Annotated in this window: 11 protein-coding genes and 2 tRNA genes; 6 read left to right on the plus strand and 7 right to left on the minus strand. The window is 61.5% G+C overall.

Features of this window, described 5'->3' with window-relative positions:
• Positions 1-11: 11 nt before the first annotated feature.
• The 6 genes from ABD283_RS01220 to bcp all read right to left on the minus strand — a co-directional run bounded on the left by ABD283_RS01220 (position 12) and on the right by bcp (position 5,899).
• Positions 12-1,136: a YihY/virulence factor BrkB family protein gene (locus tag ABD283_RS01220; protein ID WP_344223246.1), complete on the minus strand. Its 1,125-nt coding sequence runs from the start codon at positions 1,134-1,136 to the stop codon at positions 12-14.
• A 131-nt stretch (positions 1,137-1,267) separates the two neighbouring features.
• Entirely contained in the window at positions 1,268-1,714 is a 447-nt protein-coding gene (locus ABD283_RS01225) for a MarR family winged helix-turn-helix transcriptional regulator (protein WP_344223247.1), read from the minus strand.
• A gap of 241 nt (positions 1,715-1,955) precedes the next feature.
• Entirely contained in the window at positions 1,956-3,440 is a 1,485-nt protein-coding gene (locus ABD283_RS01230) for a malate:quinone oxidoreductase (RefSeq protein WP_344223248.1), read from the minus strand.
• A 114-nt stretch (positions 3,441-3,554) separates the two neighbouring features.
• Positions 3,555-5,171, minus strand: a complete 1,617-nt coding sequence (locus ABD283_RS01235; RefSeq protein WP_344223249.1) for an ABC transporter substrate-binding protein — start codon at positions 5,169-5,171, stop codon at positions 3,555-3,557.
• Between the two features lie 50 nt (positions 5,172-5,221).
• Positions 5,222-5,306: transfer RNA gene (locus ABD283_RS01240), tRNA-Leu, on the minus strand.
• A 122-nt stretch (positions 5,307-5,428) separates the two neighbouring features.
• On the minus strand, positions 5,429-5,899 hold the full coding sequence (bcp, locus tag ABD283_RS01245; protein ID WP_344223250.1) for a thioredoxin-dependent thiol peroxidase: 471 nt from the start codon (positions 5,897-5,899) through the stop codon (positions 5,429-5,431).
• Positions 5,900-6,105: 206 nt separating this feature from the next.
• Here bcp and ABD283_RS01250 point away from each other — a divergent pair, with 206 nt between their 5' ends.
• Positions 6,106-6,594: a MarR family winged helix-turn-helix transcriptional regulator gene (locus tag ABD283_RS01250; RefSeq protein WP_344223251.1), complete on the plus strand. Its 489-nt coding sequence runs from the start codon at positions 6,106-6,108 to the stop codon at positions 6,592-6,594.
• A gap of 122 nt (positions 6,595-6,716) precedes the next feature.
• On the opposite strand, the gene ABD283_RS01255 is transcribed toward ABD283_RS01250, so the two are convergent.
• Positions 6,717-6,789 (minus strand) — tRNA-Lys (locus tag ABD283_RS01255).
• Between the two features lie 170 nt (positions 6,790-6,959).
• Here ABD283_RS01255 and ABD283_RS01260 point away from each other — a divergent pair.
• The 5 genes from ABD283_RS01260 to metG all read left to right on the plus strand — a co-directional run bounded on the left by ABD283_RS01260 (position 6,960) and on the right by metG (position 13,451).
• Positions 6,960-7,946 (plus strand): NAD(P)-dependent oxidoreductase, encoded by a 987-nt coding sequence (locus ABD283_RS01260; protein WP_344223252.1) that lies wholly within the window; start codon positions 6,960-6,962, stop codon positions 7,944-7,946.
• Positions 7,947-8,239: 293 nt separating this feature from the next.
• The gene (locus tag ABD283_RS01265; RefSeq protein WP_344223253.1) at positions 8,240-10,120 is read left to right on the plus strand and encodes an acetolactate synthase large subunit; all 1,881 of its coding nucleotides are present in this window, start codon (positions 8,240-8,242) and stop codon (positions 10,118-10,120) included.
• Between the two features lie 3 nt (positions 10,121-10,123).
• Positions 10,124-10,633 (plus strand): acetolactate synthase small subunit, encoded by a 510-nt coding sequence (ilvN, locus tag ABD283_RS01270; RefSeq protein WP_312395587.1) that lies wholly within the window; start codon positions 10,124-10,126, stop codon positions 10,631-10,633.
• 90 nt (positions 10,634-10,723) lie between these two features.
• Complete coding sequence (gene ilvC / locus ABD283_RS01275; RefSeq protein WP_344223254.1) at positions 10,724-11,749, plus strand: ketol-acid reductoisomerase; 1,026 nt, start codon at positions 10,724-10,726, stop codon at positions 11,747-11,749.
• Between the two features lie 148 nt (positions 11,750-11,897).
• Entirely contained in the window at positions 11,898-13,451 is a 1,554-nt protein-coding gene (gene metG / locus ABD283_RS01280; protein ID WP_425552782.1) for a methionine--tRNA ligase, read from the plus strand.
• Positions 13,452-13,523: the final 72 nt, after the last annotated feature.

Below are 13,523 nucleotides of genomic sequence, written 5' to 3' on the forward strand. Positions count from 1 at the left end.
GGTGCCTTGGGCTACTTCTCCGAGTCCTTGGATTCCTTCGCGTCCTTGGAAGAATCGTCGGAATCCGAGGAGTAATCGATGTGGTCGTTCTGCAAACGCAGCTTGCGACCCTCGGTCTCGAGCTTTTCTTCCTTGGCCTCGATCTTTTCGGTCTGGCGAACGTCACGCGGGGGCAGCTGAATAGTGTTCTCGGCGCGGACACCTGCCTGCAGCTGGCGGCCTCGTTCGACCTCGGCGTCCACCTCGGCACCGAACAGCAACACGTTGTTCATGATCCACAGGCCCAACAGGAGGATGATCACGGAGCCGATGATGCCGTAGGTGGCGTTGTAGCTGGCGAAGTTGGACACATAGAACGCGAAACCGAGACCCGCCACGATCATGGCCACCAGAGCGATGACGGCGCCGGGGCTCATCCACCGGAACTTGGGCTGCTTGACGTTGGGGGTCGCGTAGTAAAGCAGCGCGATCATGAGGACCAGCAGGAACAGGATGACCGGGAGCTTGGCCCAGTTCCACACAGTCACGGCGGTAGAGCCAAGGCCGACCAGGTCGCCCACGCTCTGAGCGATGTCACCGGAGAGCAGCACCATGAACATGACCAGCGCGACGATCAGCACCACGGCCAGGGTCACCAGCATGAGAAGCGGCTTGAGCTTCAAGAAGGGGCGACCTTCACCCACTTCATAGATCCGGTTCATGGCGCGCCCGAACGCACCGGTGTAACCGGAAGCGGTCCACAGCGCACCGGCCACACCAATGACCAGCGCCAAACCGGCGCCCGACTGGGTCGTCAATTGCGAAATGGGCTCGGACAGCAGGCTCACCAGCTCGGCCGGGGCATACTGCTCCAAGAAGTCCAGGATGGCCGTGGTGGTGGCCTCCCCCTGACCGAACACACCCAGCAGCGACACCAGGGCCAACAATGCGGGGAAGATCGACAACACCGCGAAGTAGGTCAAGGACGCCGCAAGATCGGTGCAGCCATCCTTGGAAAATTCAGAAATAGCCCGCTTGAACACATATCCCCAGGACTGCCCCTTGAGATCAGTAGGGGAGTCGGGTTTGGCATCATGGTCCGGGTCAGGTGCCGCGTGTTCGCGGCGCTGCGTGGACTCAAGCTTGTAGTCGCTCATCGCGCAGTCCTCTCGAAGAAGTGTGTCGCTAGTGCGAATGACAGTTCTTCGACAGTCTACTGGGCCACGGACGCTGGATCGTGCACCGTGGGCTGAGCCGCTGCAATCGGAACCGGGACCGCGCGATGTTTTTATTGCGACAAGGACAGCGAGTACTGGTGGACGCGCTCACTGAGTCTCGTCAGGACACGGATCTCCTCGGGATCCAAAGCTGTGCTGATGAGTTCGGCAACCATTTGGTCATGCCCCACAGAAATGGCCTCGTACAGTTCTGAACCGCTGCTGGTCAGCGTGACACGTACACCGCGCAGGTCCTGTGCATCCTGACGCCTGGTGACCAGACCTTTCAGTTCCAGCCGTTCCAACATTCTTGACAGGCTCGACTGGGTGAGCAGTACGTGACTGTTGAGATCGCGCAGTCTCAGACCACTGCGATCGGCGGTGTACAAAGTCGCCAGTACTTCGAACTCGCGGCGAGACAACCCGTGCAAATTCACGTTGCGTTGTAGCACCCGGGTCACGGAGACGTGGCAGCGGCTCAAGGCCTCCCACGCTTCAATGGTCCCTCTGGATGGCATAATTCCCCCTTTGAACGTCCACCCCCTATGGACGTTCTTCCAATGCTACGAAACCGTAGACGATGCTCCTGCGTCGCGAGTGTCCACATTTATGACACCTGGTGGTAACCCTGTCCACGTAAGAGTGCACATCCCGGATCTCGGACGACACCCGAAAACGACACGGGAGCATTTGTACGAAGTGTACAAATGCTCCCGTGATTTCGCAGCCCCTCCCCGGGCTGCTGGGCCTAGCTGCGGATCAACGAATCCCGAGCACCCTGGAGGTGTGGCCAATGACCTCGTCCGCGAGCTGCGGGTTGTCGTTGAGCTTCACGCCGTAGGCGGGGATGAGTTCCTTCAAACGGGGCTCCCAATCTGAAATCTTGGAGGGGAAGCACCGCGACAGCAGATTCAGCATGATGGGCACTGCGGTGGAAGCGCCCGGCGAAGCACCCAGCAGCGCACCGATGGAGCCGTCAGCGCTGGTCACCAGTTCGGTACCGAACTGCAGCACGCCGCCCTTCTGCGGGTCCTTCTTCATGACCTGAACGCGCTGACCGGCTTCGATCAAGTCCCACTCGTCTGACTCGGCAGTGGGGTAGTACTCGTGCAGGGCGTCCATGCGCTGCGCACGAGTCTTGGTCAGCTCGCTCACGAGGTACTTGACCAGGTCGAGGTTGGCCAGACCCGCACGGGTCATGGGGTACAAGTTGTGTGCGCGCACGGACTTGGGCAGGTCCAGGAACGAACCGTGCTTCAAGAAGTTGGGCTTGAATCCGCCGTACGGTCCGAACATCACAGCCTTCTGGCCGTTTACGTAGCGGGTGTCCAGGTGCGGCACGGACATGGGCGGTGCGCCCACGGACGCCTGGCCGTACACCTTTGCGTTGTGCTGCGACGTGACGGCAGGATCCGTGTTGCGCAGGAACAAGCCGGAGACGGGGAACCCACCGAACCCCTTGGCTTCCTTGATGCCGGACCACTGGAGCAGGTGCAGGGCGCCGCCACCGGCGCCAAGGAATACGAACTTGGCGTGAATGGTGCGGTTGTTGTCACTGTTGAGACGGTCCTCGACCTTGACCATCCAGGATCCGTCCGACTGGCGGTTGAGAGTGGTCACTTCCTGGCCGTAGCGAACGTTCGCACCCTTGCTGGCGACGTGGTCGATCAGCTGGTTGGTCAGCGCACCGAAGTCGACGTCGGTGCCTTCCGGGGCGAAAGTTGCCGCCACGCGGCCGGCGCCGCGTCCGTGCATGGTCAGCGGTGCCCAATCGGCGATCTTGTCGCGGTCCTCCGAGAACTCCATGCGCTCGAACAGCTTGTTGTGCGTGAAGGAGTCATAGCGCGCGCGCAGATAGTTGGCGTGGTCTTCGCCGAACACCATGGAGATGTGGGGAACCGGGTTGATGAAGGTGGAGGGGTCCTTGAGCACTCCGCTTTCCACCAGCGTGGTCCACAGCTGGCGCGTCACGTGGTACTGCTCATTGATGTTCAGTGCCTTCTGCGCGCTCACAGAGCCGTCAGCGGCCTGGGGTGCGTAGTTGAGCTCGCACAGGGCAGCGTGTCCGGTGCCCGCGTTGTTCCAGGCGTTGGAACTCTCCAAACCTGCGCGGTCCAGACGTTCCAGGATGGTCATGTCCCAATCGGGCTGAAGATCCTTGAGGATGGTCGCCAACGTGGCACTCATGATGCCTGCGCCAACCAGAAGAACGTCGGTGGATTCTGTGGGCTGAGGTGAAGTCAAAATGTCTCCCGGAATGAGATGCCGGCGCCTCGGTGCGCCGCGTGAGGTTCACATCTAAGACTATCCCCAGCCCGGGACGATCACCGAATAAGGGCCCTTAGGGTAGGCGACCCGTCAGCTGGTGCGAAGGGTCAGGTCGTTGAACAATTCGTGGCCAGTGGACGTCAACGGGAATGTTTCGACTCGATTGTTCACGGCCACAGCGGAGACCGGGTGTGCCAGCGGAACTGCCGGAAGAAGCTCCGAGATCCGGTTGTTGAGTGCGCGGTAGGTGTTGGCACGAGCAGAGTCGCCGGACATCGCAGCCGCACGATTCACCGCGGTGATCAGTCCCCGGTCCCGAACTCCGAATTCTGCGTTGGGAGAACCCAACAACGGACCCAGGAAGTTGTCCGGATCGCGGAACCCGCCACTCCACCCCAGCAGGCTCAAGGCGTGCTGCGACTGCGGATCAGTGACTTTCTGCACGTAGTCGTCATCCCAATTCACGGCCACCGGATCCAGGTTGAAACCAACGCGCGTAAGTTGTGTCGAAATCATGGCGAATACCTGCTCAGGCCTCTGCAAGTACAACCGGGACGTATTGCGGGGGTAATAGAACGTGAGTTTTTCGCCGTTGTACCTGGTATCCGACAAGAGTTCGCGGGCGCGCTGCGGGTCGAAGGCCGGAACCTGTAAGTCCTCCCCGTCCACATTGAAACGGGCCGGGATGAACTGATCGGCCACATTGGTGCCGTTGGGGAACAACTCACGTGCAATTGCTCCCCGGTCGATCGCGGCGGCAATGGCACGGCGGATCCTGACGTCTTGCAGGAGCGGGAGCCTCTGGTTGATGCCCACGTACGACACGGAATAGGGGTCCCGGAACAGCACTTGGGTGCCGCTTCGGGCCAGCGGGGCGAAGGCATCCAAACCGACTTGGTCGTAGGCGTCCACCTGACCCGCTACCAGGGCGGCGTACCTGACCTTGGCATCGGTGATACTGCGGAATTCCAGGCGGCCCAGGTCCCCCAGCTCTCCCCAGTAATCAGGATTCACGGCCAGGCGCACGGACAATTCATCCGCAGACTCGAAACGGAACGGGCCCGTGCCCACGGGGTGACTGCGCGAGGTACCGCTTGCGATGCTGTCCGGTGAGGCAATGCCGAACGACGGCTGGGTCAGTGCGTGCAACAGGGGATAGTAGGCGTGCCGCAGCACAAGTCTGACAGTGCGCTCGTCGAGCACTTCGCATCCGCCGTAGCTGGACGGTGTGGACGGGTCCGAGTTGCCGTGGCGGAACACGGTCGCGAACGACGTTCTGCGAGCCCAATGAGCGTCCGATTCCGCCTGGTCGCGCCACTTGTCGAAGTTGGCTCGGACGGCCTCCGCATTGAAGGCGGCGCCGTCGTGGAATGTGATCCCACGTCGAAGGGTGAAAGTCACCGACCGTTCGTCGTCGTCGGTCTCCCATGATTCGGCGAGGCCCGGAAGGGGTTCACCGGTGGACGGATCCGCCGTGACCAGCCCCTCCAGGATCTGGGCGGCGATCCGTGAAGTCTCCACTGAATTGCTGACGGAAGGATCCAGAGTGGCGGGAGCCGCGGCTTGGGCGAAGGTGAATGAGGTGTCCGGCAAGGCGGACGGATTCTGCGATCGTGGAGTGGAGTTACCGCAGCCGGTGAGCACCAGACCCAGCCCGGCCGCGGCCAGGAAGCCGCGACGCCCGAACTGGAATTCCGATGTGCTCAACGGAGCTGATCCTTTCACCGACCGTCAGCCATTGATAGAGCTGACCGGGTTGGTGCGCAAGACGGGAATCGAACCCGCACGCCGTGAGGCACAGGAACCTAAATCCTGCGTGTCTACCAGTTCCACCACTCGCGCAGCTCGCACGGGACTGCCCGGCGAACGTCAACCATGGTAACCGGACAAACCGTGCGCAACATTCCGCCCCGCGGGTCGCGGCCGCTGGGCCTGCGCCCGCAGGGGCAGTGCGACGACGCCGCTCAGGCGAGTTTGAGATCGCGGCGCAGCTTGGCCACGTGGCCCTTGGCGCGCACGTTGTACTGGGCGAGTTCCACCTTGCCGTCGGCATCCACGACAACGGTCGAACGGATGAGACCCTCATAGGTCTTGCCGTAGTTTTTCTTTTCTCCCCAGGCTCCGTAGGCCTCAGCGACCTTGTGGTCCTCGTCGGAGAGCAGCGGGAAGGTCAGCTCCTGTTTATTCGTGAAACGCTCCAGGGCCGCTGGTGCATCGGGTGAAATCCCGAGGACTGCGAAACCTTCCGCCGTGAACGCCGCCAGGTTGTCGCGAAAATCACACGCTTGGGTGGTGCACCCCGGGGTGGACGCCTTCGGGTAAAAATAGACGATCACGCGCTGGCCGCGGTAGTTGGATAGTGATACTTCCGAGCCATTCGCATCCGGCAGCGTGAACTCTGGTGCGGGCTCTCCGGTGGTCAACCTGCTTGTCATAGAGTGGATTCCTTTCGATTGAGTGACACCCGTCTCGCATCTTGACTAGCTGGGCGATAACATGACACTGTTACAAGCTAAGGGTTGCGAAGCAGGTTCGTGGGCAGATTAACCACTTGAACGGGGAAATCTACGTCATAAACTTGCACTGTCAGCACCCTGACCATAGTCTGATCGGTTGATCCGGGGCGGGTATAGTAGAGCGTATGTCTTATAGAAACCAGTGGCCCACGAATCGTTTGCTGTCAACCGCAGCGCGGCTGGTGGAGCATGCGTGGAACGAGAGCCTTGCATCTCTTGGTATCACTCACGCCGGCGTGATGGTCCTGGACGTCCTGCAAGCCGAGGGCAGCATGACCCAGGCGCAACTGGCGCACAAAGTTCGCGTTCAAGCGCAGACCATGGGTAAGACCTTGCACCGATTGGAAGTCCACGGGCACATCACGCGTTCCAAGAATGTCCGTGACCGCCGTTCGCACGTGGTTTCCATCTCCCCAGAGGGGGAGCAGGTTCTGGCGATCGCCTCAAAATTGGAGAATGATTTGCTGGGCGAAGGCACCCTGGTGGACGAGGATTTTCGGCGCTCCCTGGCGGACATCATTTCCACGCTGGGTGGAGCTCGATGGAAGCTCGAAGTCTCCGATGACGGAGTCGCCCGGCAGGATAGCGACAAGGCCGTCCCTGCGGAGAAATAAAATCCGCGCAAACTTCTGAACTGCACCACCTCCAGCTGGAGGTGGTGCAGTTCTTTATGCGGCTTCGCATATGAAAAAACCCGGCCACATCACGTCAGTAATGTAACCGGGCTTTCTTGGGGTGCGCCCCCTGGGACTCGAACCCAGAACCCATTGATTAAGAGTCAATTGCTCTGCCAATTGAGCTAGAGGCGCTTGCGTTACCGGGAAAAAGTTAGCACATGGTTCGTTCCGTTCGGAACTTGTCTGTGCCGGGTTTCCCCTGCGCAACGAGAGATAACTTTAGCACCGTGTAGCGATCTGTCCAATTCTGCGCGCGTGGCGCTGGACACGTTCCTGGGCGGGCTCGCACGTACCATGGAGCCATGACTTCTCAGCACTCAACCGTCGCCTTGTCTGACCTGCGTGTGATCTCGCTTCCCGAGCAGAAACTTTTCGATCAGGTCAGTGCCGAACTCACCGATTTCAAGTGCGTGTTGTGGGACCTCGAGGGCGAACCGGAAGGCTGTGCCCGCGAAGACATCGACATTGCGGTGTCTCCCTATTTCAGCGGTCGATGGATGAAGAATCCGTCGGTCGTGGAAAACGTCAAGCTTCTGCAGCTGCAGTCCACCGGCTACAACGGGGTTCCGGAAAAGATTGGCCCGGATGTCGCGCTGGCCTCGGCGGGATGGGTGCATGCCGCCGGCACCGCTGAGATTGCGCTGGGGCTCATCATTGCCGCGCAGCGGAACTTGGACCGGGCGATCGTGCAGCAGAAGGAGGGTGTCTACAAGCGTTTCTTCTCCCGTGCGGTGGCCGACTCCAAGGTCACGGTGGTGGGCATTGGCGAAATCGGGTCCGCGGTCATTGATCGCCTGCGTCCGTTCGAAGTCGAGATCACTCGCGTGGCGTCGTCGGCGCGTGAAGATGATCAGGGCCAGGTTCGCGGCGTGGACGAACTGGAGCAGATTCTGCCCGAGACGGACATTCTGGTGGTCGCACTACCGCTCACTGAGAAGACGGACGACATGTTCGATGGCGCCATGCTCGCCAAACTTCCCGACGATGCTCTGGTGGTCAACGTGGGGCGCGGGTCGCTGGTCAATACGGATGCGCTGACCGAGGAAGTGCTCGCGGGCAGACTCCGCTGTGCTCTGGACGTGGTCGACCCGGAGCCGTTGCCCGGTGACCATCCACTCATGAGTGCAGCGGGTTCCATCGTGTTGCCGCACGTGGGTGGCTCTAACGTGTCCTACCGGCCACGGGTGCGGGATCTGATCCTGCAGCAGATCGAGCTCATCAAGGCAGGGGAGGCGCCGAAATTTTTGGTGCAACCCGGGCGACTTGATCTCGATCGCAGTGGCGAGTAGTTCATAATGTGAGACATGGTGTCCGAAGATTGACACAAGAGACGCGCGCCTCACTACAGTGGGTGTTATGCAGTTCGCACCCAGTGACGTCGTAGACCTTGGAGTCGTTGTTCTTATCGGACATCGGGCCTGAGGAAAATACGTCGCGCGTGGACACAGGCCCGAACGCTCACGAAACCCGTGGCGTGAGGGCCTTTCCTTATGTATAACGACCCGCATCGGCAAACCGTTATCGGTCAGGGGACGGCCCGCCCGGCGTTCAGCACCAACAGCAGGTAAAGGAAATATCCACTATGAGTAAGGATCAGCCGATCTCACCGGCCGTGATGGCCCATCGGCGCGCCGAGAACACCTCTGCGTCATTGGTGGGCGCGGAATCGGACCAGCATCCCGTAGCCACAGCGGTGGTGGGCGCTGAGGGTCCGGAGGAAATGACGGGTTCCCAGGCCATTATTCGTTCGCTCGAACAGCTCGGCGCCACGGATGTCTTTGGCCTTCCGGGTGGCGCAATCCTTCCCACATACGACCCCCTGATGGACGCGGAGAAGATCAACCACATCCTGGTGCGTCACGAGCAGGGCGCGGGGCACGCTGCCGAAGGATACGCGCTGGCCTCGGGGCGTACGGGTGTCTGCATTGTGACCTCGGGTCCCGGTGCCACCAACCTGGTGACCGCGCTGGCGGACGCCAACATGGACTCGATCCCCATGGTGGTCATCACCGGCCAGGTCTCCAGCGCCTTCATCGGCACCGATGCGTTCCAGGAAGCAGACATCGTCGGCATGACCATGCCCATCACCAAGCACTCCTACTTGGTGACCGATGCCAATGACATTCCTCGCGTCCTGGCCGAGGCTTTCCACTTGGCTTCGACCGGCCGTCCCGGACCCGTCCTGGTGGACGTCTCCAAGGACGCGCAGGTCTCCACTATGACCTTCACGTGGCCGCCGCAGCTGGATTTGCCCGGTTACCGTCCCGTGACGCGCGGACACTCCAAACAGATCAAAGAAGCCGCCCGCCTCATCGCGGCCGCCGAACGTCCGGTGCTCTACACCGGCGGCGGCACCATGCGCGCCGACGCCGCTGCGGAGCTCCTCGAACTCGCCGAGCTCACCGGGGCGCCCGTGGTCACCACGCTGACCGCCCGCGGGGTGTTCCCGGATTCGCACGAGTTGAACCTGGGCATGCCCGGTATGCACGGCACGGTTCCTGCGGTCTACGCAATGCAGCAGTCGGACCTACTGGTCACGCTAGGCGCGCGTTTCGACGACCGCGTGACCGGGCAGCTGGATACCTTCGCACCCAATGCCAAGGTGATCCACGCGGACATCGACCCCGCCGAGATTTCTAAGAACCGCACGGCGGACGTCCCGATCGTGGGCGACCTCAAGTCCGTGATCCCGGACCTCACCGATGCGGTGCGGCAAGAATTCGAGAACGGCGAGAAGCCTGACCTCGGCACGTGGTGGTCCACGTTGACCACCCTGCGTGACACCTACCCGCTGGGGTACACCCGTACCGATGATGGCCTGGGAAGCCCTCAGTACGTGATCGAACGGATCTCGGCACTGACCGGCCCGGAGGCCGTCTATGTGTCCGGCGTGGGTCAGCACCAGATGTGGTCCGCACAGTTCGTCGACTACGAGCGTCCGCGGCAGTGGCTGAACTCGGCGGGCCTGGGCACCATGGGCTTTGCGGTCCCGGCCGCCATGGGCGCACAGGTGTCGCAACCGGATCGTGTGGTGTGGGCCATCGATGGCGATGGCTGCTTCCAGATGACCAATCAGGAATTGGCCACGTGCGTGATCAACAACATCCCCATCAAGGTGGCGGTGATCAACAACTCGTCACTGGGTATGGTGCGGCAGTGGCAGACCTTGTTCTACGACGGCCGTTACTCCAACACCGAGCTGAACACCGGTCACAACTCCCGCCGCGTGCCGGACTTTGTGAAGCTCGCCGAGTCCTATGGGTGCGCCGCCCTGCGTTGCGAAAGCGATGACCAAGTGGATGACGTGATCAAGCATGCCTTGGAGATCAATGACCGGCCCGTGGTGATCGACTTCGTGGTGTCCGCGGATGCCATGGTCTGGCCCATGGTGCCTTCCGGTGTTTCCAACGACCAGATCCAAATTGCCAAAAACCTGACTCCTGACTGGAACTCGGAGGACTAATCAATGAGCCGTCATACTCTCTCCGTTCTGGTTGAAGACAAGCCCGGCGTGCTGACGCGCGTTGCCGGTTTGTTTGCTCGCCGTGCGTTCAACATCCACTCCCTGGCCGTGGGCCCCACTGAACTGCCCGGGATTTCCCGGATCACCGTGGTGGTGGATGCGGACGGTGAACTACTGGAGCAGGTCACCAAGCAACTGAACAAGCTCATCAACGTCATCAAGATTGTTGAGCTCGCCCCGGAATCCTCCGTGCAGCGCGACCACATCATGGTCAAGGTCCGCGCGGATGCTTCTACTCGTTTGCAGGTCACCCAGGCTGCAAACCTGTTCCGGGCCACCATCGTGGACGTTTCCACCGAGTCCGTGGTCATTGAATCCACCGGCGCGCGTGACAAGATCCACGCTCTGTTGGACGTGTTGGAGCCCTTTGGCGTGCGAGAAATCGTACGTGCTGGCACGCTGGCCTTGGGACGCGGTCCCAAGTCCATGTCGGACCGCGCGCTGCGGCACTAGCACCATTACACCCTTGATCGGGTTCCGCTCGGGACGCGGTCCCCGATCCGAACAGCAGTCCCACCATCGAATGAGGAGATAGACAACCCCATGGCAAAGATCTACTACAACGACGATGCAGATCTGTCGATCATCCAGAACCGTTCCGTGGCCATCATCGGTTACGGCTCCCAGGGTCACGCCCACGCGCTGAATCTGCGTGATTCCGGTGTTGACGTCCGCATCGGTCTGGCCGAGGGTTCCAAGTCTCGTGCGAAGGCTGAAGCACACGGTCTGCGCGTGCTCACCGTGGCCGAGGCCGCCAAGGAAGCCGACGTCATCATGATCCTGACCCCGGACCAGGTCCAGGCCAAGGTCTTCGAGGAGTCCATCAAGGACAACCTGGACGAGGGCGACGCCATCTTCTTCGCTCACGGCTTCAACATCCGTTTCGGTTACATCAAGGCCCCGGAGGGCGTTGACGTGGCCATGGTTGCGCCCAAGGGTCCCGGTCACACCGTGCGTCGCGAGTTCGAGGCCGGCCGCGCCGTGCCCGACCTGGTGGCTGTTGAGGTTGACGCCTCCGGTAAGGCTCTTGAGCTGGCACTGTCCTACGCCAAGGGCATTGGCGGCACTCGTGCCGGTGTCATCGAGACCACCTTCACTGAGGAAACCGAGTCCGACCTGTTCGGCGAGCAGGCCGTGCTGTGCGGCGGCATGTCCCACCTGGTGCAGCAGGGCTTCGAGGTTCTCACCGAGGCCGGCTACCAGCCGGAGATCGCGTACTTCGAGGTGCTTCACGAGTTGAAGCTGATCGTGGACCTCATGGTCGAGGGCGGCATTGCCAAGCAGCGCTGGTCCATCTCCGACACCGCCGAGTACGGCGACTACGTCTCCGGCCCGCGCGTGGCTGACGCTCATGTCAAGGAGAACATGCAGGCTGTGCTCAAGGACATCCAGGACGGCACCTTCGCCAAGCGCTTCATGGATGATCAGTCCAATGGTGGCAAGGAGTTCAAGGAACTGCGCTCCAAGGAAGAGTCTCACCCCATTGAGGAGACCGGCCGCGAGCTGCGTTCCCTCTTCGCATGGGAACAGACCGATGAGGACTACACCGAAGGCACTGCCGCTCGCTGATTGGTCCTGATCCGGCACTCCAATCGGGTGCCATGATGTGATCGCCGACGCCGCCGCGAGAGTTCACGCGAACTCTCCCGGCGGCGTCGTGCTGTCCTGGGAGTTCTCGAGGCGAGAAAAGTACCGGACGGTCGCTAGAGTGGTGGGCGTGAGCGAGCAGATTCCCTACTACCTGACCACCGCGATTTCCTACCCGAACGGGTCCCCGCACATCGGGCACGCGTACGAGGCGATTGCCGCGGACACCATGGCGCGTTTCAAACGACTGGACGGCTTCGACGTGCGATTCCAGACAGGAACGGACGAGCACGGCCAGAAGATGCAGCAGACCGCCGAGAAACAGGGTGTGTCACCGCGTGAACTTGCGGACCAGAACGCCGCCCAGTTCAAGGAAATGGACGACGAGCTGCAGGTCAGCTACGACCGTTTCATCCGCACCACGGACGAGGACCACTACGCCGCGAGCCAGGACATCTGGAAGCGGATGGAGGCCAACGGGGACATCTACCTGGACAAGTATGCCGGCTGGTACTCCGTGCGCGACGAGGCCTACTATGCCGAGGACGAGACCGAGGTCCGCGAGGACGGCCAGCGGTATTCGATCGGCACCGGCACCGAACTGACCTGGACCGAGGAGGAGAGCTACTTCTTCCGCCTTTCGGCTTATCAGGACAAGCTCCTGGAGCTCTACAAGACTGGTTTCGTGCAACCCGAAACCCGTTCCCACGAGATTGCGTCCTTCGTGAGCGGGGGACTGCAGGACCTGTCGATTTCCCGTACCACCTTCGACTGGGGCGTGCCCGTACCGGGCAACCCGGACCACGTGATGTACGTGTGGGTGGACGCCCTCACCAATTACCTGACCGGCCTGGGATACCCGGACACGGAAGACCCCAAGTTCCAGAAGTTCTGGCCCGCCGATTTGCACCTGATCGGCAAGGACATTGCCCGGTTCCACGCCGTGTACTGGCCGGCTTTCCTGATGTCTGCCGGACTGGAATTGCCCAAGCGCGTGTACGCCCACGGGTTCTTGTTCAACCAGGGCGAGAAGATGTCCAAGTCCGTGGGTAACGTGATCGACCCGCACTCGCTCGTCGAGGAGTACGGGCTGGACCAGTTGCGCTTCTTCCTGTTGCGTGAGGTTCCCTTCGGTCAGGATGGCAATTACTCCCACGACGCGATTGCCTCCCGCATCAACTCGGACCTGGCTAATGACCTGGGCAATCTGGCCCAGCGCAGTTTGTCCATGGTCGCCAAGAACCTCGGGGGAGCGGTTCCCGAAACCGGAGACTTCACGGCCGAAGATCAAGCGATGCTCGACGAGGCCAACGCCGTGGTGGAGACGTTCCGCACCGCATTTGATGCCCAGGCCTTCCACCGCGGGCTGGAAGCGGTGTGGCGCGTGATTGCCAACGCCAACCGCTACTTCACCGCGCAGGAACCGTGGGTGCTGCGTAAGACCGACCCGGAGCGCATGGCCACCGTGCTGTACGTGACGGCCGAAGTGCTGCGCATCGTGGCGATTTTGGTGCAGGCGGTCATGCCGGACTCCATGGCCAAGTTGCTGACCCAGCTGGGCCAGCCCGAGGGTGAGGCCCGGCAGTACGCGGCGATCACCGAGCGACTGGCGCCCGGAACCGACCTCCCCAAGCCGACCGGTGTGTTCCCGCGCTACGAAGAGCCCGAGGCTCTCAGAGGCTGATCTCGCTTGCGCAGACTGGTGCGGCGGCGTCGTCATGGCAACATGGCGACGCCGCCGTTGTCTGTCTCAATA

The organism is Kocuria atrinae, assembly GCF_039531425.1.
In the GTDB taxonomy this organism is placed as follows: Bacteria; Actinomycetota; Actinomycetes; order Actinomycetales; family Micrococcaceae; genus Kocuria; species Kocuria atrinae.